This is a genomic window from Nonomuraea rhodomycinica, from assembly GCF_013363995.1.
Taxonomy (GTDB): Bacteria; Actinomycetota; Actinomycetes; order Streptosporangiales; family Streptosporangiaceae; genus Nonomuraea; species Nonomuraea rhodomycinica.
This window is the reverse complement of the sequence record NZ_JABWGO010000011.1, coordinates 289431-310478: the sequence shown is the minus strand read 5'-3', so window position 1 is coordinate 310478 and position 21048 is coordinate 289431. Positions and strand designations below refer to the sequence as shown.

The window sequence follows — 21048 nt, the reverse complement described above, 5'->3', positions numbered from 1 at the left end:
CTAGCCCGCCGGCTGGCTCTCGCGCTGCTCGCGGCGGGCCCGGATGCGGGTCCAGGCCGCCTCGGCCGCCTGCTGCTCGGCCTCCTTCTTGCTGCGCCCGTTGCCCGAGCCGTAGGACTCGCCGCCCACGCGCACCTCGGCGGTGAACGACTTGGCGTGGTCGGGCCCGCTCTCCTCGACGTGGTACTCGGGCACGCCGAGCGCCTCGGAGGCGGTGAGCTCCTGCAGGGAGGTCTTCCAGTCCAGCCCGGCGCCGAGCGAGGCCGAGCGCACGATCAGCGGGTCGAAGAGCAGGTGGACCACGCGGAACGCCTCGTCCAGGCCCTTGTCGACGTAGACGGCGCCGATCAGCGCCTCCAGGGTGTCGGCCAGGATCGACGACTTGTCACGCCCGCCGGTGCCCTCCTCGCCCCTGCCGAGCCGCAGGAACCGGCCGAGGCCGAGCCCGCGCGCCACGTCGGCCAGGGCGCGCATGTTGACCACCGCGGCCCGCAGCTTGGCGAGCTGACCCTCGGGCAGGTCGGGGTGGTTGCGGTAGAGCGTGTCGGTGACCACCAGGCCCAGCACCGAGTCGCCGAGGAACTCCAGGCGCTCGTTGGTGGGCAGGCCGCCGTTCTCGTACGCGTAGGAGCGGTGCGTCAGCGCCCGCTCGAGAATGTCGGGATCGAGGCTGATCGACAGCACTCGCTCCAGCTCTGCTCTGGCGACCTCCACGGCCACCGGCTTGGGACCTGCGCCCACGGGTTTCCTCCTCGGACACCTTCACCTGGCGCGACGGCTGCGGAGGATGCCCGAAAACGTGGTGGGCGTCGGGGGGTACAGAGCCCCGGCGTCCACCACGACCGCGGGCGAGCCGCCGCCGCACGCGACTGAGACGTTCACGCCGACCGGGGCACAATGGCACCCGGTCGGCATCACGTCAACTGCGAGATCAGGCGGACGGCTCGATGACCTGACGACGGTTGTAGGTGCCGCAGGTGGGGCACGCGATGTGCGGCTGCTTGGGCGAACGGCACTGCGGGCAGCTCACCAGGGCGACAGCAGTCGTCTTCCACTGGGAGCGACGGGCGCGGGTGTTGCTCCGCGACATCTTTCGCTTCGGGACGGCCACGTCACTTCTCCTGATCGTTATCGTTCTCGGAAACCAGACCTTGCAACGACGCCCAGCGAGCGTCGATCTTCTCGTGCCGGTGATCGGCGCCGGCCTCGGCCAGCTTGATCCCGCACTCCGTGCAGAGCCCCGGGCAGTCGTCACGGCAGACCGGGCTCAACGGCAGTGCGAGCACCACCGCGTCGCGGAACGTCGGCTCGAGATCGAGCAGCTCCCCGTCGAGCAGCGAGTCGTCCTCGGAGGCGTCCTCGTCGGAGTAGAAGAACAGCTCCTGCAGATCGACCTCGATGTCCGAGGACAGCGGGTCGAGGCACCGCGCGCACTCCCCGGTCAGCGGGGCCTGCGCCGTGCCCGACACGAGCACGCCTTCCATCACTGCTTCGAGCCGGAGGTCCAGCTCGACCTCGGCGTCCTTGGGGACACCGATCATGTCGACGCCGAGATCCGCCGAAGCCGGGAGAGTGAGGCTCATCTGCCGCATCGTTCCCGGCCGCTTTCCCAGGTCGTGGGTCGAGATCACCCAAGGCGAGCGGGGGTCGAGGTGCTGAGTCATCCTGCTCTCGCTAGGCATGGCGGAACTGTCGCCGTCGTACAAGGCCGAAATGAAAGGATACCAGGTGGCGGTCAGCCCCTGAGCCGCTCGACGAGCAGCTTGTGGACCAGGTCGGGGACCAGCCCGGACACGTCCCCACCGTACCGCGCGATCTCCTTGACCCGGCTCGACGACAGGAACGAGTACTCGGGATTGGTCGGCATGAACAGCGTCTCGACGCCGGACAGCCGGTAGTTGAGCTGGGCCATCTGCAGCTCGTAGTCGAAGTCGCTGACCACGCGGATGCCCTTGACGATGGCGGGGATGTCGTTCTGCTTGCAGAAGTCGACGAGCAGGCCGTGGAACTTCCGCACCTTGACGTTCGGGAAGTCCTTGGTCACGGCCTGCAGGATCTCGATCCGCTCGTCGACCGTGAAGAGACTGCTCTTCTCCAGGTTGATGAGCACGGCCACGGTCACCTCGTCGTACAGCCGGGCGGACCGGGCGATGATGTCGAGGTGGCCGTTGGTGATGGGGTCGAAGGACCCCGGGCAGACAACGCGGCGCAAGACGCCTCCCTGGTCATGGGGCAGGTCTACGGATTACCGGCGGCGCGACCGTACCAAACGGACGCTTCGCCATAACGGCGAACCCTCTCCTCAACGTAACCATCCGGCCATACCACCGCTTTTCCCCGGGTCTCCCTCTCGAACGCCACCAGCGCGCCCTCGGCCAGCCATCCCTGATCGCGCAGCAGCTCCAGGACCCGCGCGACCTCCTCGTCGGGCACCGCGTACGGCGGGTCGGCGAACACGATGTCGTACGGCTCGGGCCCCCCGGTGTGAGGTTGGCCACCCTTGCCCCCGGTGTCCTCGGCCGGCCGGCTCAGGAACCGCTCGACCTTGTCCGCCACGACGTGCGCGCCGGCGAGGCCCAGCTCCCGCACGTTCGTCCTGATCACCCGGACGGCCTTGGGGTCGGACTCGACGAGCACCGCGCGCTCGGCTCCCCGCGACAGCGCCTCCAGCCCGACGGCCCCCGACCCGGCGTACAGGTCCAGCACCCGGGAGCCCCGCACGCCGTGCAGGGAGTCGAGCGTCAAGAGGATGCCTTCGCGAGCTCTGTCGCTGGTCGGTCTCGTGCCGCGCCCCGGCGGGACCGCCAGCCGTCGCCCGCCCGCGCTCCCCGCGATGATCCGAGTCATGTGAGCCATTCTCGCGCACGTCGGCGCAGGTCAAGAGTGGACAAGTGTCGGCCTCGAGAACGCAAGGGTGATTCACATGCCCCTACCGGCCACGCATGATGGGTGCTGCGGCCTTCGAGGTGACCCAGTAGAAGGCCGACCGGCGTGGTCGTGAGCCCTTCCGCACGCCGGTTCCCTCGGCACCTGACCCGAGGGGTGGGCCCAGCCGGGGACGGCATTCGGGGGGAGGCCGTCCCCGTAGCTGGGCCCAACACCTCTTCCCGGCCGCTCACGGCCACCGGCCGTCGGCGGCCCCCGGCCGTTCACGGCCCCGGCCGTTGGCGGCCTCACTCGCCTCCGCATCCGCGAGCCACGCGCCGCGCCGAGCGCGCAGGCGGCCGCCCCGGGGACGTCCGGTCGTCTACGTCTTCTCCAGGTACTCCGCGCGTTCGTCGGCCAGCAGCCGGTCGATCTCCGCGCGCAGGGCCTCGTGCCCGGCCAGCTCCGGGTCGTCGGCCAGCAGCCGCGCCGCCTCCTCGCGGGCGGCCTCGATCACGTCCTCGTCGCGCAGGAGCTGGAGCAGCTTGAGCGACGAGCGCCGCCCCGACTGCGCGGCGCCGAGCACGTCGCCCTCCCGCCGCTGCTCCAGGTCGACCCGCGACAGCTCGAACCCGTCGAGGGTGGCGGCCACCGCGTCGAGCCGCGCCCGCGCGGGCGTGCCCTCCGGGAACTCGGACACCAGCAGGCACAGCCCCGGCAGCCCGCCCCGGCCGACCCGGCCGCGGAGCTGGTGGAGCTGCGAGACCCCGAACCGGTCGGCGTCCATGATGATCATGACGGAGGAGTTGGGCACGTCGACGCCGACCTCGATCACCGTCGTCGCCACCAGCACGTCCAGCTCTCCCCGGCTGAACGCCCGCATGACCGCGTCCTTCTCCTCCGGCGGCAGCTTGCCGTGCAGGATCCCCAGCCGCAGGTCGTGGAACGGCCCCTCGGACAGGAGCTGCGCGACGTCGAGGACGGCCAGCGGCGGCCGCCGCTCCTCCCCCGACGCCCCCTCGCCGGGCCGGTCGGCCCCGGCCTCCAGGTCGCCCTCGTCGCCCTCCAGATCGCCGATGCGCGGGCACACGATGTACGCCTGCCGGCCCAGGGCGACCTCCTCGCGTACCCGCTCCCACGTGCGTTCCAGGTAGTGGGGCTTCTCGGCGGCGGGCACCACGTGGGTGGTGATGGGGGCGCGCCCGGACGGCAGCTGCGACAGCGTGGAGACCTCCAGGTCGCCGAAGACCGTCATGGCGACCGTGCGCGGGATCGGGGTGGCGGTCATGACCAGCACGTGCGGCCGCCCGCCGCCCGCCTTCTCGCGCAGCGCGTCGCGCTGCTCGACGCCGAAGCGGTGCTGCTCGTCGACCACCACCAGCCCGAGGTCGGCGAACTGGACGTGCTCCTGGAGCAGGGCGTGGGTGCCCACGACGACGCCGGCCGTGCCCGAGGCCGCGTCGAGCAGCGCCGCGCGGCGGGCGGCGGCCCCCATGGAGCCGGTGAGCAGCGTGACCGTCGTGCCGCCGAACATGCCGCCCTGAGCGAGGTCGCCCAGCATCGCGGTGATCGAGCGGTGGTGCTGCTGGGCGAGCACCTCGGTGGGCGCGAGCAGGACGGCCTGGCCGCCCGCGTCGACCACCTGGAGCATGGCGCGCAGGGCGACCACGGTCTTGCCCGCGCCGACCTCGCCCTGCAGCAGCCGGTGCATGGGGTGCTCGCGGGCCAGGTCGGCGGCGATCTCCTCGCCGACCGCGGCCTGCCCCTCGGTGAGCGCGAACGGCAGCCGCGCGTCGAAGTCGCGCAGGAGGCCGTCGTCGCGGCGCGGGCGCGCCTTGGCGGGCCAGGCGGTCGCCGCCTGCCTGCGCTGGAGCAGCACGGCCTGGAGCACGAACGCCTCGTCGAACTTGAGCCGGTCGCGGGCCCGCTGCACGTCGCCGAAGTCCTTCGGCCGGTGGATGGCCTCCAGCGCCTCGTCCAGGTCGCGCAGGCCGTGGCGGGCGCGCAGGCCGGCGGGCAGCGGGTCGGCCAGCGGCCCCAGCGTGTCGAGCACGACGCCGATCGCTCGCCTGATCACCCACGGGGTCAGGTCCTTGCCCGCGGGATAGATCGGCACCGGCGCGGCGGAGAACTCCTCGGCGCCGGCCTCGTTCTCCTCGAACAGCTCGAACTCGGGGTGCGTGAGCTGCCAGCGCGGATGCGTCCGCGAGCCGAACAGGCCGACCTTGCCGGCGAACATGCCCCGCCTGCCCGGCTTGAGCCGGGACTCGGCGACGTGGGAGCCCTTGCCGAAGAACGACAGGTAGATCTTGTTGCGGTCGGCGTCGACGACCTCGACCTCCAGCCAGGTGCCGCCGCGGTTGCGCATGGGCTTGCGCATGAGCCGGCTCACCTCGCCGACCACGGTGACGTGCTCGTCGACCTCCAGCGCGTCGAGCGCGGTCAGCTCGCCGCGCTCGGCGTAGCGGCGAGGGTAATGGCGCAGCAGGTCGCCGACCGTCTCCAGGCCGAGCACGGTGTGCAGCAGCTTGGCGGTCTTCGGGTCGAGCGCCTTGGTCAGGGGCTCGTCGAATCGGCTCACGGCACTATGTTCTACCGCCTGAGACCGACAGGAACGCACGCCACGGCCCTGGAGTCGCCGCCGGGTCACTCCACGCCGATGAGGAGCGGGTAGCCGCCCTGCTCCCCGGCGTACACGACCAGGTCCACGTCCGGCCGGGTGGCGCGCAGGTGCCCGCCCACCTCCTCCGCCAACCCTCCGGGCGCGTCCGCGCCCGTCACGAGCGTGACCATCTCGCCGCCGCCCGCCACCATCCGGTCCACGACCGCGACGGCCACCTCCCCCAGCTCGCGGCCGATCACCGCCACGTCGCCGTCGATCAGCCCCAGCACGTCGCCCGGCCGGCACACGCCCACGCTCGTGACGCCCTCCCTGCGGGCGACCACCAGGTGGCCGTGGCGGGTGTGCCCGGCCGCCCCGGTCATGGCCACGACGTCGTCGTCGAAGCGGCGCAGCGGGTCGTGGACGGCCAGCGCCGCCAGCCCCTGCACGGTCGCCCGGGTCGGCAGCACGCTGACCACGACGCCGTCCTCCCTGGCGATCTCCGCGGCGGCGGTGGCGACCGCCTCGGCGCCCTCGTCGTTCGGCAGCACGGCGACCTCGCCGCCCGCCTGCCTGATCGCGGCCAGCATGGCCGGCAGCGACGGGCGCGTGCCCGGCTCCCGCCGTACCACCACCGCGCCGCACTCCTCGAACAGCGCCGCGATGCCGTCGCCCGCGGCGACGGCCACCACGCCCCGGCCCGCGTCGCCGCGGTGGGTCCGCCCGGCGAGATAGGTGATCTTGATCCGGTACGGCCGCCCGACCCGCAGCGCCGCCTCCACCGCCGGGCCCGCCTCGTCCACGTGGACGTGGACGTTCCACAGGCCGTCGCCACCGACGACCACGAGCGAGTCGCCCATGGCGTCGAGCTCCTCGCGCAGCTTGGCCACGGCGGCGTCGTCGGCGTCCAGCAGGTACATCACCTCGTACCCCGCGCCCACCTCGGTCATCGGCGAGACGCGCGACGTCGGCGCGGGGACCTCGTAACGCTCGCCGGAGTCGCCGGTCACCGCGGTCGCCAGCGACTCCAGGATGATCACCAGTCCGGCGCCGCCCGCGTCCACGACGCCGCTGCGGGCCAGCACGTCGAGCTGCTCGGGGGTGCGGCGGAGCGCGGCGCGGGCCTCGCGGGCCGCCCGCCGCGCGATGTCGGCCAGGTCTCCGTCCGCCTCCCGCACGGCCCCCGCCGCGGCGGCGAGCACGCTCAGCACCGTGCCCTCCACGGGCCGCGCGACCGCGTCCCGGGCCAGCGAGGCGGCCCTGGCCAGGCCGGCGCGCAGGTCGGAGCCGTCCTTCAGCACCTCGGCCAGGCCGCGCAGGGCCTGGCTGACGATGACGCCGGAGTTGCCGCGCGCGCCGACGAGCGCCCCGTACGAGAGCGTCTGCCAGACGACCGCTCGGTCCACGTCGTCGGGGAGCGCCTCGACGGCCTCGGCGGCGGCCAGCATGGTGAGGTGGAGGTTCGTGCCGGTGTCGCCGTCGGCGACGGGGAAGACGTTGAGCGCGTCGATCTCCGCCCGCGACCTGCCCAGCGCGTCCGCGGCCAGACGGGCCCAGCGGCGTACTCGGGGCGGGTCGAGAACCTCCATACGCGACGCTCCGCCCTCTCGAGTGCGCTACGGTTAAAGAAGGAGGATATCGCCGCATCCGTCCTCGTCCAGTGGCGCGAGTTCGCACCTGGTGGTGCGGATCGGATATCCTCGTCTGGCTGGCCGGTTGTCCCGGCATGCCCTCCGCCCGACAAGCATCAGCGGACAGGGCTACATCGACTGTTTTAAGGAGCGATACCGTGGCTTCCGTCTGCGATGTCTGCCGCAAGGGCCCGATCTTCGGCAACAACGTGTCCCACTCGCACCGCCGCACCCGTCGTCGTTGGAACCCCAACATCCAGACGGTTCGCGCGGTCGTCGGCGGCACGCCGAAGAAGCTGAACGTGTGCACCTCGTGCATCAAGGCGGGCAAGGTCTCCCGCTAGCTTCGAGTCTCGCGACAAGCCCGCCGCTCCCGGCCGAGCGGCGGGCTTTCGTCATGCCCGGCCCCGCGCCCGGGCCTCGCGCGTCCTACCCCGCCTCCGCCCGGGCCTCGCGCGTCAATACCAGGCCCCGCCTCTCGCCCGGGCCTCGCGCGTCATGCCCGGGCAGGCGTCGTATCGCGTGCTGAGGCCGGTCAGCGCCACTGCCAGGCGTGGTCCACGGGGCCGATGCCCGCGCCCAGGGGGAAGCCGCGCCGGATCGCGCCCGTGACGTACTCCTTGGCCTTGCCCACCGCGCCCGGCACGTCCTCGCCCATCGCCAGGTGGGAGGCGATCGCCGAGGCGAGCGTGCAGCCGGTGCCGTGGGTGTGGCGGTTGTCGAGCCGCTCGGCGGTGAAGCGGTACTCACGCGTGCCGTCGGTCAGCAGGTCCACCGGCTCGCCCGGCAGGTGGCCGCCCTTGACCAGTACCCAGGCGGGCCCCAGCTCCAGGATCGCGTCGGCGGCCCGCCGCAGGTCGTCCTCGTCCTCGACCTTGACCGAGGTGAGCTGCTCGACCTCCCACAGGTTGGGGGTGACGACGGTGGCGACGGGCAGCAGCCGGGTGCGCATCGTGTCCACGGCCTCGGGCGCGAGCAGGGAATCGCCGTGCTTGGAGACGCCCACGGGATCGACCACGACCGGCGCCTCGTACGCGCCGAGCCTCGCGGCCACGGTCTCGACCAGCTCGGGCGAGGCGAGCATGCCCGTCTTGACCGCCTGCGCGCCGATGTCGCCGAGCACGGAGTCGAGCTGGGCGCGCACGGCCTCGGCGGGCAGCTCCCAGTAACCCTGGACGCCGAGGGAGTTCTGCGCCGTCACGGCGGCGATCACACTCATGCCGTGGACGCCCAGGGCCAGCATGGTCTTCAGGTCGGCCTGGATGCCCGCCCCGCCGCCGGAGTCGGATCCGGCGACGGTCAGCACGCGCGGAGGGGTCGTAGCGGTCATGCCCCCATCCAACCATCGCGCGCGGGCGGGCGCCGTGGCGGGCGCCCGCCCGGGAGGCGCTAGCTGACGGCGCAGTCGCCGCCCACGAGACCGCAGTTCTCCGGCTCGGCGGCGCGGCCGGTCGCGGTGAAGGTGATCGCGGTCGAGCCGCCCTCCGCCAGCGTGTCCGGCAGGTCGATGATCAGCAGATCGCCGTCCTGCGTGTACTCGGCGCCCGTCAGGTTCAGCACCCGGCCCTTCACCGGCACCGACACGGTGAGCGACTTGAGCGCCTGCGGCGAGGAGTTGACCACGTCCAGGTGGGCGGTGTAGCCGGTGAGCCGCTGGCGGACCACGTCGAAGCCGACGCTCACCGAGCCGCCGCTGGGCCCCGCCGTCTCGGTGGCGGTGGGGACGGGGTTGCCCGTCGCGTTGTCGGCGGGGTCGGTGACCGTGATCGTGCTGGGCTCCTCGGACGGGGTCTCCAGCGCGGTCTCCTCGGTGGGAGTCGGCAGCGGCTCCTGCGTGGGCTTGACCGCCTTCTTGGTCCTGGTCGGCTTCGCCTCGGGCGTGGCGGACCGGCGCGGCGTGCGGACGCTCGTCGTGGTCTGCGGGCCCGGCGTGCCGGCGGGCTGCGTCTTGTCGGCCGTGGGCTCGTCCGTCGGCGACGGCTCCTCGGTCTCGTCCTCCGCCGGCTCCTCGCTCTCCTCCTCGGCGGGCTGCGAGCCCTGCGGGCCCGGCTGGTTCGTCGCCTGTACGGCGGCGCAGCCGTCGGCGGGGCAGCCGGACGGCTGCGACGATCCGCTCATCAGCTTCACGCCCGCCACGGTGCCGCCGAGCACGACGGCGACGGCGGCCACCGAGAGCAGCGCGAGACGGCCCCGGTTCCTGGCCGGCGGTTCGGCGTACGGGTCGGCGTCGTCGGAGGAGGACTTGCGGCGCCCGCGGCGGCGCGGCTCCGGGTCGCCGTCACGCCCGCCGTCCCGGTCGCCGCCGGGCTCGTCGCCCGACCAGCCGGAGCCCAGGAAGCCGTTGTCGGCGCCCTCCGACCACGCCGGAGCCTGGGCGTCGACCATGGTCGGGCTGCCGAACACCTTGATGTCGCCCGGCTCGGGCGGCCCGGCCGGCGGGGACTGGGCGCGGGTCTGCTCGGAGAGCGGGTCCTGGCCGAACATCTGCGTGGCGTCGGCGCCGCGCCCCTGCGGCCCGTCGCCGAAGGCCTGGCTCTCAGCCGGTCCGGACGCCTGCGGCCGCTCGCCGAACACGTGGGTCTCGGCCGAGCCGAAGGCGTGGGGTCCCGAGGGCCCGTCGTCGCCGAAGCCCCGCGGGCCGGACGACCGGTCGCCGCCGAACGGGTCGTCGCCCACGAAGCCGGGGGTCGAGGAGGGCCTGCCGTCCTCGAACGCGCGTCGGATGGGCGCGCTCCTGCCGCTGAAGACGCGCGTGCCGGACGGCCCGTCGCCGCCCGACGTCCGCGGCCCCGAGGGACCGTCGCCGCCGAAGTCCCCCGGCATGCCGAAGGTCTGGGTGCTGTCGCCGACCTCGCCGCCCTGCCCGGGCTCGTCCCAGTGGGCGGGGCGCGCGAAGGCGCCGGTCGTCTCGAACGGCTGGTCGGCGGCCGGCCCGGAGCCGGCGCGGGACCGTGAGGGCGGCGGCTGGAAGGCGCCGGTGGTCTCGAACGGGTCCTTCTCCGGCGGACGGACGGCGGCGCCGGGGTCCCGCTGGGGCATCGGCGCCCACTGGCCCGTCACTCCGGCCTGGTCCGGCAGCTCCGGCCAGCCGGGCGGCTCGGCCCGCTCGGCCCGCTCGGCCGGCTCGTCATCGGTGTCCCAGAAGGAGCTCTTGGTGGTCGGATCCGGCGCGGCGGCCCACTGCGCGGCGCGGTCGGCGAGCCCGAAGTCCTCGTCGTGAGAGTCGTCGGACGTGCCGTTCCCCCGTTCGCTCGCGTCGTCGGCTCCACCTGTGTGGCGGCCCATGGCAGCCCTTTCTTGCCGGTTACGATGGCCGCCAATCTTCATAACACCTTCGCTACGACTTTGTCCCAGCATTCCCGTGAGTCACATCTCATAGTGGGAAATTTTCCTGCAAATCGGGACATCTCGTTACTGAAAGTGATCCCAGCCGCCGCGCCCCACGTCACGGCCCCGTACGGCGACGCCCTCACCCTCCACGACGGCCCCCACGACCTGCCACGCGTCCCCCAGCGCCACCCCGGCGGGGAACACGGCCGCGAGCGCGTGGTCCTCACCGCCCGTGAGCACCCAGTCGACGGGATCGGCCCCGAGCTCCTTGGCGGCGGCGGCCACCGGCTCCCCCACCGTGAAGGCGTCCGGGTCCAGCTCCACCCGCACCCCGCCGGCCCGCGCGAGATGCCCCAGGTCCTGCAGGAGCCCGTCGCTGACGTCGAGCATCGCGGTGGCGCCCAGCCGCGCCGCCTCCGGCCCGCACGCGTACGGCGGGCACGGCCGCCGGTGCGCCTCCACCGCCTCGAACAGCGCCCCCGCGTCACGCGGGACCTCCCGGCCGGCCTCCAGCAGGGCCAGGCCCGCCGCGGCGTGCCCCAGCCGCCCCGCCACGGCCACCACCTGGCCGGGACGCGCCCCCGACCGGGTCACGGGAGGCCGTCCGCCCAGGTCGCCCAGCGCCGTCACGCCGAGCACGACCAGGTCGCTGCGCGCGATGTCGCCCCCGACCACGCTCGCCCCCACGACCGCGCACTCGTCGCGGAACCCGTCGGTCAGCGCGTCGAGCCAGTCGACCGGCAGATCCGCCGGGATGCCCAGCCCGACCACCAGAGAGGTCGGAACGGCGCCCATGGCGGCGATGTCGGCGAGGTTCTGCGCCGCGGCCTTGCGGCCGACGTCGTAGCCGCTGGACCAATCGCGGCGAAAGTGCCTACCCTCAAGCAAGAGGTCCGTTGACACCACGACGCGCCCGTCCGGCGCACTCACCATGGCGGCATCGTCGCCCGGTCCGAGCAGAACACTGGCTCCTTGCGGCAGACGTCCGGAAATACGACTTACCGCTCCGAATTCGCCGAGATCTCCGACTCTGATGACACACCTCCTGACCCACACAGGGTACGGTGGCCCTTCGGCGTGATCCAATCGCCCGGGAGGACGTAATGGTGCAGGCCTACATCCTTATTCAGACCGAAGTCGGCAAGGCGGCGAGCGTGGCCGCGGAGATCTCCGGCATCCCCGGAGTCACGCAGGCCGAGGACGTGACGGGACCGTACGATGTGATCGTGCGGGCCGAGGCACGGAACGTCGACGAACTGGGCAAACTCGTCGTGGCCCAGATCCAGGGCGTCGAGGGGATCACTCGGACCCTGACATGCCCGATCGTGCACATCTGAGGTAGATCTTTCCGGGAGAACTCGCCGTCCATGCGTGCCGCCGCCCTCTCGATGCTGCTGTTGCTCGCGCTCGCCGCGTGCGGCGCCGTCCAGGTCGAGCCGCCCACCCCGCGGGGCGAGGCGGCCACGGCCTGTCAGCGGCTGTCCGGGCTGCTGCCCCGCACGCTGGACGGCGCCGGACGCGGCACGTCCGTGCCCGAGTCGCCCTACGTGGCCGTCTGGGGCGACGGGGAGATCGCGCTGCGGTGCGGCGTGCCGCGGCCGGCCCGGATGGCGCCGACCGACCAGCTCCAGGAGATCGACGGGGTCGGCTGGTTCGCCGACCCCGACAAGCCCACGCTCTACACCGCCGTCGCGGCCCCGCTGTACGTGGAGGCGACGATCGCCGGGACGCACGTGGCGCCCCAGGTGCTCGCCGACCTCTCGGGCCCGATCAGCCAGGTCACGCCCAAGTAGTACCGTGCGGGCCCGATCAGTCAGGTCGCGTCCGAGCAGTCCCCCGGTCAGCGCAGCCCGGCCGGCCGGTCCAGGGCGAGCTGCACCAGATGGTCCACCAGCTCCGGGTAGCTCATCCCCGACGCGGCCCACAGCTGCGGCGCCACCGACAGCGACGTGAACCCGGGCATCGTGTTGATCTCGTTGAAGACGATGCGCCCGTCGGGCGTGTAGAAGAAGTCGACCCGCGCGAGCCCTTCGCACTCCAGCGCCTCGAACGCCCGCACGGCCATCGCCCGCAGTTCCTCCGCCACCTCGCCCGGCAGGTCGGCGGGCACGGTCAGCGACATCTGGTCGGGGTAGTACTTGGCCTCGAAGTCGAAGAACTCCTGGCCGCCCTCGACCTTCACCTCGCCGGGCCGCGACGCCCGCGGCGGCTCGTCGCCGAGCGACTCGAGCACCGCGCACTCGACCTCGCGCCCGGTCACCGCCGCCTCGACCAGCACCTTGGGGTCGTGCCGCCGGGCCTCCTCGACCGCCTCGGCGAGCGTCGCCCGGTCGTGGGCCTTGGAGATGCCCTGGGAGGAGCCGGCCCGGGCCGGCTTGACGAACACGGGCCAGCCGAGCTGCTCCTCGGCCTCCTTCAGCACCCGCTCCCGGTCGAGCCGCCAGTCGCGGTCGCGCACCACCAGGTAACGCTCGATCGGCAGCCCGGCCGCCGCCATGACGGTCTTCATGTACGCCTTGTCCATGCCGACGGCGCTGGCCAGCACCCCGGAGCCGACGTAGCGCACGCCGGCCATCTCCAGCAGCCCCTGGATGGTGCCGTCCTCGGCGAACGGCCCGTGCATCACCGGGAACACCACGTCCACCGTGCCCAGCTCGACCGGGATGCTGCCCGGGTCGTAGGCGACGATCGAGCCCTGGCCGGGCGGCAGCGCCAGCGCGGCGCCGGAGGTGTCGACGCTGGGCAGCTCACCCTCCTCGATGGCGAACCGCTGGCCGGCCGCGGCGAGCACCCACCTGCCGTCCTGGGCGATCCCGATGGGGATCACCTCGTACTTGTCCTTGTCGATCGCCTCCAGCACGCTGCCCGCCCCCATCAGGGAGACGGCGTGCTCGGAATTGCGACCCCCGAAAACGACGGCGACGCGTGGCTTGCTCATGACGTCCGAATCTACCGGCGTGTCCCCACTACAGCGAGCCAAGCACGCCGGTGATGTCCGCAATGGTCAGACACCGTACCGCTCGGGCTTGGGTGAGCGGGACATCAGCAGCATGCCCGCCTCGCTGGGCGACATGCCGTCGTGGACGACGCCCACGACGACCTCGGTGATCGGCATCTCGACGTCGTGCTTCCTGGCCAGCTCCAGCACCGACTCGCACGACTTGACGCCCTCGGCGGTCTGCCGGGTGGCCGCGACGACCTCCTCCAGCGTCATGCCGCGGCCCAGGCGCTCGCCGAAGGTGCGGTTGCGCGACAGCGGCGAGGTGCAGGTCGCCACGAGGTCGCCCATGCCGGCCAGCCCGGCGAACGTGTGCGGGTCGGCCCCGAGCGCCGCCCCCAGGCGGGAGATCTCGGCCAGGCCCCTGGTCATGAGCATGGCGCCCACGTTGTCGCCCATGCCCATGCCCGCGGCGACGCCGACGGCCAGGGCGATGACGTTCTTGACCGCGCCGCCCAGCTCCACGCCCACCACGTCGTGGTTGGTGTACGGGCGGAACCACGGCGGCAGGTGGCAGGCCTTCTGCAGCCGCGCGGCCACGGCCTCGTCGGCGCAGGCCACGACGGTCGCCGCGGGCTGGCGCTGGGCGATCTCCTTGGCCAGGTTGGGGCCGGAGACGACCGCGACGCGGTCCTCGGCCGCGCCCGCGACCTCGCGGATGACCTCGCTCATCCGCTTGGTGGTGCCGAGCTCGATGCCCTTCATCAGGCTGACCAGGATCGCGTCCGGCGGGATGTGCTCGCGCCAGACCGCCAGGTTGGCCCGCAGCGACTGCGACGGCACGGCCAGCACCACGAAGTCGGCGCCGTCCAGCGCCTCGGCCGGGTCGGTCGTCGCCCGCAGCGAGGTGGGCAGCGCCACGCCGGGCAGGTAGTCGAGGTTGGTGTGGGTGCTGTCGATCGCCGCGACCAGCTCCGGCCGGCGCCCCCACAGCGTGGTCTCGTTGCCGGCCTCGGCCAGGATCATCGCGAACGTGGTGCCCCACGAACCGGTGCCGAACACCGCCGCCTTCGTCATCGTCGTCACCGCCCGGCCGGGTCGTAGGGAGTCTCGGGTGCCTTCTCGCCGCGCAGCTCGGCGAGCTGCGCGGTGATCGCCGCCATGATGTCGGCCGTCGCCTGGCGCAGCACCTGCCCCTGCGGCGGCTGACCGGCGTACCTGGACAGGTCCACCGGCGGCCCCACCGACACCCGGAAGGTCTTGCGCGGGAAGAGCCTGGGCTTCTTCTCCCCGTACGGCAGCAGCTCATGCGCGCCCCAGTGGGCGACCGGGATCACGGGGGCGCCGCTCTCCAGGGCCAGCCGGGCGGCGCCGGTCTTGCCGACCATCGGCCACAGGTCGGGGTCACGCGTGCAGGTGCCCTCGGGGTAGAACAGGATCGCCCCGCCGTCGCGCAGCCGCTGCGCCGACACGCTCAGCGAACGGGCGGCCTCGCTGCTGGCCCGCTCGACGGGGATCGCGCACAGCGAGCGCACGGCGTGGCCGAGCAGCGGCACCCGGAACAGGGCCGCCTTGGCCAGGATGACCGGCCAGCGCCCCTGGTCGTACAGGAAGTGCGACAGCAGCACGGGGTCGGTCCACGACAGGTGGTTGGCGGCGATGATCACCCCGCCCTCGCGGGGGATCCGCTCCCCGTGGCGCCAGTCACGGCTGACCAGGAGCCGCGACAGTGGCTTCACGATCACCACGGCCAGGGACTCCCAGAAACGCGATGGCCGCGTGAGGCGCCTCATGCTCTCCTCCAACCCGAACGTGGTGTGCGCCCCAAGTCTCCCGGTTGGCCGCGCGGGATGTCGAGGCGCGATGCTTAACCCTATGAGCAACCGCTGGTCACTGGTCATCCCGGTGAAGACACTGGTCGCCGCGAAGACCCGGATGGCCGCCGCGGCCGGCCCGCACCGCACGCGGCTGGCCGTCGCCGTGGCCTGCGACACGGTGTCGGCGGCGCTGGAGTGCCCGGCCGTGGCGCGGGTGGTCGTCGTGACCGCCGACCCCTGCGCCGCCGTGCCGCTCGCCGCGCTGGGAGCGGACGTGGTGCACGACCCCGACCGCGGGCTCAACACCGCGCTGCGCACGGGCGCGGCCCACGCCGTACGGCTGGCTCCCGGCGACCCCGTGGGGGCCCTGCAGGCCGACCTGCCCGCGCTGCGGCCCGCCGAGCTGGCCGTGGCGCTGGCCGCGGCGGCGGAGTTCGACCAGGCGTTCGTGCCCGACGCGCTCGACGTGGGCACCACGTTCTACGGGGTACGGCCGGGGATGCCGTTCACCCCCCGCTTCGGCGGAGAGTCGCGCGCCAAGCACCTGGCGGTCGGGGCCAAGGAGCTGTGCCTGGACGGCATCGACTCGGTCCGTCGCGACGTCGACACCCCCGACGACCTGCGCGCCGCCGTCAGGCTGGGTCTCGGTCGGCATACCGCTGCGGTGGTGGCGGAGCTGTGGCCGTCCTGATGCGGGGCGCGGTGACGACCGCCAGGTGGGCGAGCCCGAGCGCGGCGACGCCCACGGCGAAGACCGCGTAGCCGCCCGTCCGCTCCCCGAGCGCGCCGCCGAGCAACCCGCCCAGGGGGAAGGCGCCCCACATGAGGAAGCGCATGGCGGCGTTGACGCGGCCCAGGAGGTGCGCGGGGGTGACGCGCTGGCGGTGGCTGAGCTGGGCGACGCCGAACACCGAGCTGGCCGCGCCGAACAGCGCCCCGGCCGCGGGCAGGAACGCCAGGCGCCAGCCGGGGCCGGTGGCCAGCGCGGGCAGGTAGAGCACCGAGGCCAGCGCCGCCGAACCGTACAGGGTGGCGCCCGTGCCGAAGCGGGCGGTCAGCCGGGGCACGAGCGTCGCGCCGGCCAGCGCGCCGCAGGCGGCGCCCGACAGCAGCAGGCCGTACGCGCCGGGGCCGACGCCCAGCTCCTTGACCAGGTAGAGCGGGAAGCCGACCGCGCAGACGCTGTTGGCCGCCATGGCCAGCGCCCCGACGACGGCGACGCGGCGCAGCACCGGCTCCCTGACGACGAAGGCCAGGCCCTCGGCCATCTCCCGCCGCAGCCGCCGCTCGCGCCGTGACGGCCGCTGCACGGCCTCCGTGGGGCGTTCCTCGGCCCGTACGCGGGACAGCAGCAGCGCGGAGGCGAGGTAGCTGACGGAGTCGGCGAGCAGGGCGACGGGCGCGGTGAGCAGGTTGACCAGCCAGCCGCCCAGGCCGGGCCCGGCGAGCAGGGAGACGTTGCGGGTGACCTCCAGGGCGCTGTTGCCGCGTTCGAGCCGGTCCGCGGGCACGACGGCGGGCAGCACGCTCATGTGGGCCACGTCGAAGAACACGGTGCCGAACCCCAGGATCAGCGCCACGGCGTAGAGGTGCGGCACGGTCAGCACGCCCGCCCACGCCGCGAGCGGCACCGTGACGAGCGCCAGCCCTCGTACCAGGTCGGACCAGACGAGGACGGGCAGCCGGCGGACCCGGTCCACCCAGACGCCCGCGGGGAGCCCCACGAGCAGGAAGGCGAGCATCTGGGCGGCGGAGAGCAGGCCGAGCTGCAGCGCTCCCGCGTCCAGCGCGAGGACGGCGGCCAGGGGCAGCGCGACGGTGGTGACCTGCGTGCCCATCTGGGTCACGCCGTTCGCCCAGACGAAACGCCAGAAGTCGGGGTTCGAGCGCATAAGTAGCGATACTCGGGTGTTCCGCTCCCCGATGGCAAACGGATTAGGCTGGTGCGCGTGCAGGCCACGGTGCGCACCTTCGACGAGGTCACCCGCTCCGGCACGGTCTTCCTCGACGACGGGACCGTGCTGCCCTTCGGCGCCCACGCCTTCGACGCGGGCCCGCTGCTGCTGCTGCGCTCGGGGCAGCGGGTGCGGCTGGTGATGACGGACGGGGAGATCAGCTACGTGACGCTGTCCACGTTCCCCGTGCCGGAGTGATCCGCCGCCGAGCCCCCGGGAAGCGGCGACATCCCCCGGACGCGGGGTCCCCGGAAACGCGAAGCGCCCGGCCCCCAGGACGGGGACCGGGCGGGTGCGACGTCGTTACTTCTTCTTCGCGGCCTTCTTGCCGCCGGCGTTCACCAGCTCCTTGAAGTCCGACCCTGGCCGGAACTTCGGCCCCCAGCTCTCCGCGACCTTGATCTCCGCGCCGGTCGACGGGTTCCTGGCCGAGCGGGCCGGCTTGTGGACCATCTCGAACGCACCGAAACCGGTGATCGAGACCTTGTCGCCACCGGCCACGGCCTTCTGGACGACATCGATGATCGCGTTGACCGCTTCGGTCGCCGTCTTCCGGTCGCCGACGCGCTCTACGATGGCGTCGACGAGCTCTCGCTTGTTCATGTAAGTTGTGCTCCCCCCGTTACGGCTCGGGGTTCCAGCTAACGAAGTTCGACGTAGAAACCCCTTACTCTCCCGAAACTAGGCCGGATTGCGGGCGAACTCAATCACCCGGCGTGCTTTCGGGTGCGCGTGGCGTGTCGAGATCGCCGTCCAGAGAGGCCAGGAGAAGATCCAGACGGGCCGCAGCCCGTGCCGGATCGCGCTTGGCGAGGTCGCAGATCGTCAGATATCGCCGAGCCAGCCGCTCTTTCTCGTCGGCGGGAAGCCCGGTGAGCACGGCGCTGACGCGGCGGTGCGCCTCGCGCAGCCGCCGCGCCAGCTCGTCGTCGTCTAGACGGTCGTCGGCAGCCATGGCTGCCGCTCATTCTCGTACGCCGCGACGTCGTCGGCGTGCCGCAAAGTCAGGCCGATGTCGTCGAGGCCCTCCATGAGCCGCCAGCGGGTGTAGTCGTCGATCTCGAAGCCGACGGCCTCGTCCGCCCACCGGACCTCGCGGCCCTCCAGGTCGACCGTCACCGGCAGCGACGGGTCGGCCTCGACGGCGGCCTGCAGCGCCTCGACCTTCTCGCCCGGCAGGACGACCGGCAGCAGGCCCATCTTGGTGGAGTTGTTGCGGAAGATGTCGCCGAACCGGGCGGCGATCACCACGCGGAAGCCGTACTGCTGCAGCGCCCAGACGGCGTGCTCGCGCGAGGAGCCGGTGCCGAAGTCGGGTCCGGAGACGAGGATCGAGGCGCCCTGGTAGGCCGGGTCGTTGAGGACGAAGCCGGGGTCCTCGCGCCAGGCGGAGAACAGGCCTTTCTCGAAGCCGGTGCGGCTGACCTGCTTGAGCCAGACGGCCGGGATGATCTGGTCGGTGTCGACGTTGCTGCGGCGCAGCGGCACCGCCGTACCGGTGTGGGTGATGAAGGCATCCATGTCGGGATCTCCTAGAAGTCGGGAAGCACGTCGGGTGGGGCGGCCCGGCCGCCTCACCGGGAGCGCGCTAGAGGTCGGCGGGGGCCGTGAGGCGGCCGGTGACGGCGGTCGCGGCGGCGACCTGCGGCGAGACCAGGTGGGTGCGGCCACCCTTGCCCTGGCGGCCCTCGAAGTTGCGGTTGGAGGTGGAGGCGCTGCGCTCGCCCGGCTGGAGCGTGTCGGGGTTCATGCCGAGGCACATGGAGCAGCCGGCCTCGCGCCACTCGGCGCCGGCGGCCTTGAACACCTCGTGCAGCCCCTCCTGCTCGGCCTGCAGCTTGACCAGCATCGAGCCGGGCACGATGAGCGTGCGGGTCTTCACCTGCCGGCCGCGCAGGATCTCGGCGGCCGAGCGGAGGTCCTCGATGCGGCCGTTGGTGCAGGAGCCGACGAAGACGGTGTCGACCTCGACGTCGCGCAGCGGGGTGCCGGCGCTCAGGCCCATGTACTCCAGGGCGCGCTCGGCGGCGGAGCGCTCGATCGGGTCGGCGAAGCTCGCCGGGTCGGGCACCGACGCGCCCAGCGGCAGGCCCTGGCCAGGGTTGGTGCCCCAGGTGACGTACGGGGTGAGCGTGGAGGCGTCGATCTCGACGACCTTGTCGAAGACGGCGTCGTCGTCGGTGCGCAGCGACTTCCAGTACTCGACCGCCTGGTCCCACAGCTCGCCCGACGGCGCGTGCGGGCGGCCCTTGAGGTAGGCGAACGTGGTCTCGTCCGGGGCGATCAGGCCGGCCCGGGCGCCGGCCTCGATCGACATGTTGCACACCGTCATCCGGCCCTCCATGGAGAGCTTGCGGACGGCCTCGCCGCGGTACTCGACGATGTAGCCCTGGCCGCCGCCGGTGCCGATCTTGGCGATGATGGCCAGGATCAGGTCCTTGGCGGTGACGCCCACGGGCAGCTCGCCCGAGACCTCGATGGCCATGGTCTTCGGCCGGTAGGCGGGCAGGGTCTGCGTGGCCAGCACGTGCTCGACCTCGGAGGTGCCGATGCCGAAGGCGATGCCGCCGAACGCGCCGTGCGTGGAGGTGTGGGAGTCGCCGCAGACGATGGTCATGCCCGGCTGGGTCAGGCCGAACTGCGGGCCGATGATGTGCACCACGCCCTGGCCGGCGTCGCCCATCGGGTGCAGCCGGATGCCGAACTCCGCGGCGTTCTTGCGCAGCGTCTCGACCTGGGTCTTGGAGACCGGGTCGGCGATGGGGCCGAGCACGGTCGGGACGTTGTGGTCCTCGGTCGCGATGGTGAGGTCGGGCCTGCGCACCTTGCGGCCGGCGAGCCGGAGCCCGTCGAACGCCTGCGGACTGGTCACCTCGTGGATGAGGTGCAGGTCGATGTAGAGCAGGTCGGGCTCACCGTCGACGCGGCGCACGACGTGCTGCTCCCAGACCTTCTCCGCCAGTGTGCGGCCCATGATCTCCTCCTGCTCGTTCCGCGACTGCTCCATCGCAGTGGTCCGGCCGGACCTTCGCGTGTGGCTTTGCCTCCGACTTGCTTTCTCATATGTCGAGACGGCAGTATCGGCCTATGGACAACTCTAGCGGAGTCGGAGTACTCGACAAGGCCGTTCTGGTGCTCAACGCCCTCGAAGCCGGCCCGGCCTCGCTGGCCCAGCTCGTTCAGGCCACCGGATTGGCCCGCCCCACCGCGCATCGGCTCGCGGTCGCCCTCGAACACCACCGCATTGTGAGCCGTGACACACAAGGCAGGTTCGTCCTGGGTCCGCGGCTCTCGGAGTTGTCCACGGCCGCCGGCGAGGACCGGCTGCTCGCGGTGGCCGCGCCGGTGCTGATGCAGTTGCGCGACCTGACGGGCGAGAGCGCGCAGCTCTACCGCCGCCAGGGTGACGAGCGCGTGTGCGTGGCCGCGGCCGAACGCGCCAGCGGCCTGCGCGACACCGTACCGGTGGGATCGGCGCTGCCCATGACGGCGGGCTCGGCGGCGCAGATCCTGCTGGCCTGGGAGGAGCCCGACCGGCTGCACCGCGGGTTGCGCGGCGCCAAGTTCACCGCCGCGACCCTCGCGTCGGTGCGCCGCCGCGGCTGGGCCCACAGCGTGGGCGAGCGGGAGCAGGGCGTGGCGAGCGTGTCGGCGCCCATCCGGGGCAGCGGCGGCAAGGTCATCGCCGCGGTGTCGGTGTCGGGCCCCATCGAGCGGCTCACGCGGGCGCCCGGACGCCTGCACGCCGTACCGGTGATGGCCGCCGCCGAGCGGATCACCGAATCGATGCGCCGCACGTCATGATCGGGATGCGCGCCACGGCCCGGCCGATGTCATGATCATGAGGGACCGCACGTCATGATCGGCAAAAGCGCGGATTTGGGGGGCCGAGTGCACCGTCGGCGCACTA

General features: G+C 72.8%; 24 protein-coding genes. 6 read left to right on the top strand and 18 right to left on the bottom strand.

Features of this window, described 5'->3' with window-relative positions:
• The 7 genes from rnc to HT134_RS35195 form a co-directional block, all read right to left on the bottom strand.
• Positions 1-720, bottom strand: a complete 720-nt coding sequence (rnc, locus tag HT134_RS35225) for a ribonuclease III (protein ID WP_175592588.1) — start codon at positions 718-720, stop codon at positions 1-3.
• A 211-nt stretch (positions 721-931) separates the two neighbouring features.
• Complete coding sequence (rpmF, locus tag HT134_RS35220) at positions 932-1111, bottom strand: 50S ribosomal protein L32 (protein WP_033409409.1); 180 nt, start codon at positions 1109-1111, stop codon at positions 932-934.
• Position 1112: 1 nt separating this feature from the next.
• The gene (locus HT134_RS35215) at positions 1113-1664 is read right to left on the bottom strand and encodes a YceD family protein (protein ID WP_175604794.1); all 552 of its coding nucleotides are present in this window, start codon (positions 1662-1664) and stop codon (positions 1113-1115) included.
• 71 nt (positions 1665-1735) lie between these two features.
• On the bottom strand, positions 1736-2212 hold the full coding sequence (coaD, locus tag HT134_RS35210) for a pantetheine-phosphate adenylyltransferase (protein ID WP_175604793.1): 477 nt from the start codon (positions 2210-2212) through the stop codon (positions 1736-1738).
• Positions 2213-2238: 26 nt separating this feature from the next.
• Positions 2239-2847 (bottom strand): 16S rRNA (guanine(966)-N(2))-methyltransferase RsmD, encoded by a 609-nt coding sequence (gene rsmD, locus HT134_RS35205; RefSeq protein WP_175604792.1) that lies wholly within the window; start codon positions 2845-2847, stop codon positions 2239-2241.
• A gap of 400 nt (positions 2848-3247) precedes the next feature.
• Positions 3248-5446, bottom strand: coding sequence for an ATP-dependent DNA helicase RecG (recG, locus tag HT134_RS35200; protein WP_175604791.1), 2199 nt, complete (start codon positions 5444-5446; stop codon positions 3248-3250).
• Between the two features lie 65 nt (positions 5447-5511).
• On the bottom strand, positions 5512-7056 hold the full coding sequence (locus HT134_RS35195; protein WP_175604790.1) for a fatty acid kinase ATP-binding subunit FakA: 1545 nt from the start codon (positions 7054-7056) through the stop codon (positions 5512-5514).
• A 200-nt stretch (positions 7057-7256) separates the two neighbouring features.
• Between HT134_RS35195 and rpmB the strand changes: the two genes are divergently transcribed.
• Positions 7257-7442 carry a 50S ribosomal protein L28 gene (gene rpmB, locus HT134_RS35190; protein WP_175604789.1) on the top strand — a complete coding sequence of 62 codons (186 nt, stop codon included), beginning with the start codon at positions 7257-7259 and terminating at the stop codon, positions 7440-7442.
• Between the two features lie 191 nt (positions 7443-7633).
• On the opposite strand, the gene thiD is transcribed toward rpmB, so the two are convergent.
• From thiD to HT134_RS35175, 3 genes are all read right to left on the bottom strand, one after another.
• The gene (gene thiD / locus HT134_RS35185; RefSeq protein ID WP_175604788.1) at positions 7634-8428 is read right to left on the bottom strand and encodes a bifunctional hydroxymethylpyrimidine kinase/phosphomethylpyrimidine kinase; all 795 of its coding nucleotides are present in this window, start codon (positions 8426-8428) and stop codon (positions 7634-7636) included.
• 59 nt (positions 8429-8487) lie between these two features.
• A complete protein-coding gene (locus tag HT134_RS35180) occupies positions 8488-10383 on the bottom strand; it encodes a hypothetical protein (protein ID WP_175604787.1) in 1896 nt (631 codons plus the stop codon).
• A 126-nt stretch (positions 10384-10509) separates the two neighbouring features.
• On the bottom strand, positions 10510-11463 hold the full coding sequence (locus HT134_RS35175) for a thiamine-phosphate kinase (protein WP_312888676.1): 954 nt from the start codon (positions 11461-11463) through the stop codon (positions 10510-10512).
• Positions 11464-11531: 68 nt separating this feature from the next.
• Here HT134_RS35175 and HT134_RS35170 point away from each other — a divergent pair, with 68 nt between their 5' ends.
• The gene (locus HT134_RS35170; RefSeq protein WP_175592335.1) at positions 11532-11765 is read left to right on the top strand and encodes an Lrp/AsnC family transcriptional regulator; all 234 of its coding nucleotides are present in this window, start codon (positions 11532-11534) and stop codon (positions 11763-11765) included.
• A 30-nt stretch (positions 11766-11795) separates the two neighbouring features.
• Positions 11796-12221: a DUF3515 domain-containing protein gene (locus HT134_RS35165; RefSeq protein WP_175604785.1), complete on the top strand. Its 426-nt coding sequence runs from the start codon at positions 11796-11798 to the stop codon at positions 12219-12221.
• A 47-nt stretch (positions 12222-12268) separates the two neighbouring features.
• Here HT134_RS35165 and HT134_RS35160 read toward each other — a convergent pair whose 3' ends face one another.
• The 3 genes from HT134_RS35160 to HT134_RS35150 form a co-directional block, all read right to left on the bottom strand.
• On the bottom strand, positions 12269-13366 hold the full coding sequence (locus HT134_RS35160) for a D-alanine--D-alanine ligase family protein (RefSeq protein WP_175604784.1): 1098 nt from the start codon (positions 13364-13366) through the stop codon (positions 12269-12271).
• Between the two features lie 66 nt (positions 13367-13432).
• Positions 13433-14443: an NAD(P)H-dependent glycerol-3-phosphate dehydrogenase gene (locus tag HT134_RS35155; RefSeq protein WP_217708727.1), complete on the bottom strand. Its 1011-nt coding sequence runs from the start codon at positions 14441-14443 to the stop codon at positions 13433-13435.
• 5 nt (positions 14444-14448) lie between these two features.
• Complete coding sequence (locus tag HT134_RS35150; RefSeq protein WP_175604782.1) at positions 14449-15159, bottom strand: lysophospholipid acyltransferase family protein; 711 nt, start codon at positions 15157-15159, stop codon at positions 14449-14451.
• A gap of 82 nt (positions 15160-15241) precedes the next feature.
• Between HT134_RS35150 and cofC the strand changes: the two genes are divergently transcribed.
• The gene (gene cofC, locus HT134_RS35145) at positions 15242-15874 is read left to right on the top strand and encodes a 2-phospho-L-lactate guanylyltransferase (protein ID WP_175604781.1); all 633 of its coding nucleotides are present in this window, start codon (positions 15242-15244) and stop codon (positions 15872-15874) included.
• Here the strand turns inward: cofC and HT134_RS35140 are convergent.
• Positions 15816-17075, bottom strand: a complete 1260-nt coding sequence (locus tag HT134_RS35140) for an MFS transporter (RefSeq protein WP_175604780.1) — start codon at positions 17073-17075, stop codon at positions 15816-15818. The two genes, cofC and HT134_RS35140, sit on opposite strands and share 59 nt — an antisense overlap.
• 57 nt (positions 17076-17132) lie before the next feature.
• Between HT134_RS35140 and HT134_RS35135 the strand changes: the two genes are divergently transcribed.
• Positions 17133-17336, top strand: coding sequence for a hypothetical protein (locus HT134_RS35135; RefSeq protein ID WP_175604779.1), 204 nt, complete (start codon positions 17133-17135; stop codon positions 17334-17336).
• 105 nt (positions 17337-17441) lie between these two features.
• Here HT134_RS35135 and HT134_RS35130 read toward each other — a convergent pair whose 3' ends face one another.
• The 4 genes from HT134_RS35130 to leuC form a co-directional block, all read right to left on the bottom strand.
• Positions 17442-17741 carry an HU family DNA-binding protein gene (locus HT134_RS35130; RefSeq protein ID WP_175592343.1) on the bottom strand — a complete coding sequence of 100 codons (300 nt, stop codon included), beginning with the start codon at positions 17739-17741 and terminating at the stop codon, positions 17442-17444.
• A 100-nt stretch (positions 17742-17841) separates the two neighbouring features.
• Positions 17842-18093 (bottom strand): SCO5555 family protein, encoded by a 252-nt coding sequence (locus HT134_RS35125; RefSeq protein ID WP_175592344.1) that lies wholly within the window; start codon positions 18091-18093, stop codon positions 17842-17844.
• Positions 18072-18659 carry a 3-isopropylmalate dehydratase small subunit gene (gene leuD / locus HT134_RS35120; protein ID WP_175604778.1) on the bottom strand — a complete coding sequence of 196 codons (588 nt, stop codon included), beginning with the start codon at positions 18657-18659 and terminating at the stop codon, positions 18072-18074. The genes HT134_RS35125 and leuD overlap by 22 nt, the downstream gene beginning before the upstream one ends.
• Positions 18660-18726: 67 nt before the next feature.
• Complete coding sequence (leuC, locus tag HT134_RS35115) at positions 18727-20112, bottom strand: 3-isopropylmalate dehydratase large subunit (protein ID WP_175604851.1); 1386 nt, start codon at positions 20110-20112, stop codon at positions 18727-18729.
• 113 nt (positions 20113-20225) lie between these two features.
• On the opposite strand from leuC, the gene HT134_RS35110 reads away from it, so the two are divergent.
• The gene (locus HT134_RS35110) at positions 20226-20942 is read left to right on the top strand and encodes an IclR family transcriptional regulator (protein WP_175604777.1); all 717 of its coding nucleotides are present in this window, start codon (positions 20226-20228) and stop codon (positions 20940-20942) included.
• Positions 20943-21048: the final 106 nt, after the last annotated feature.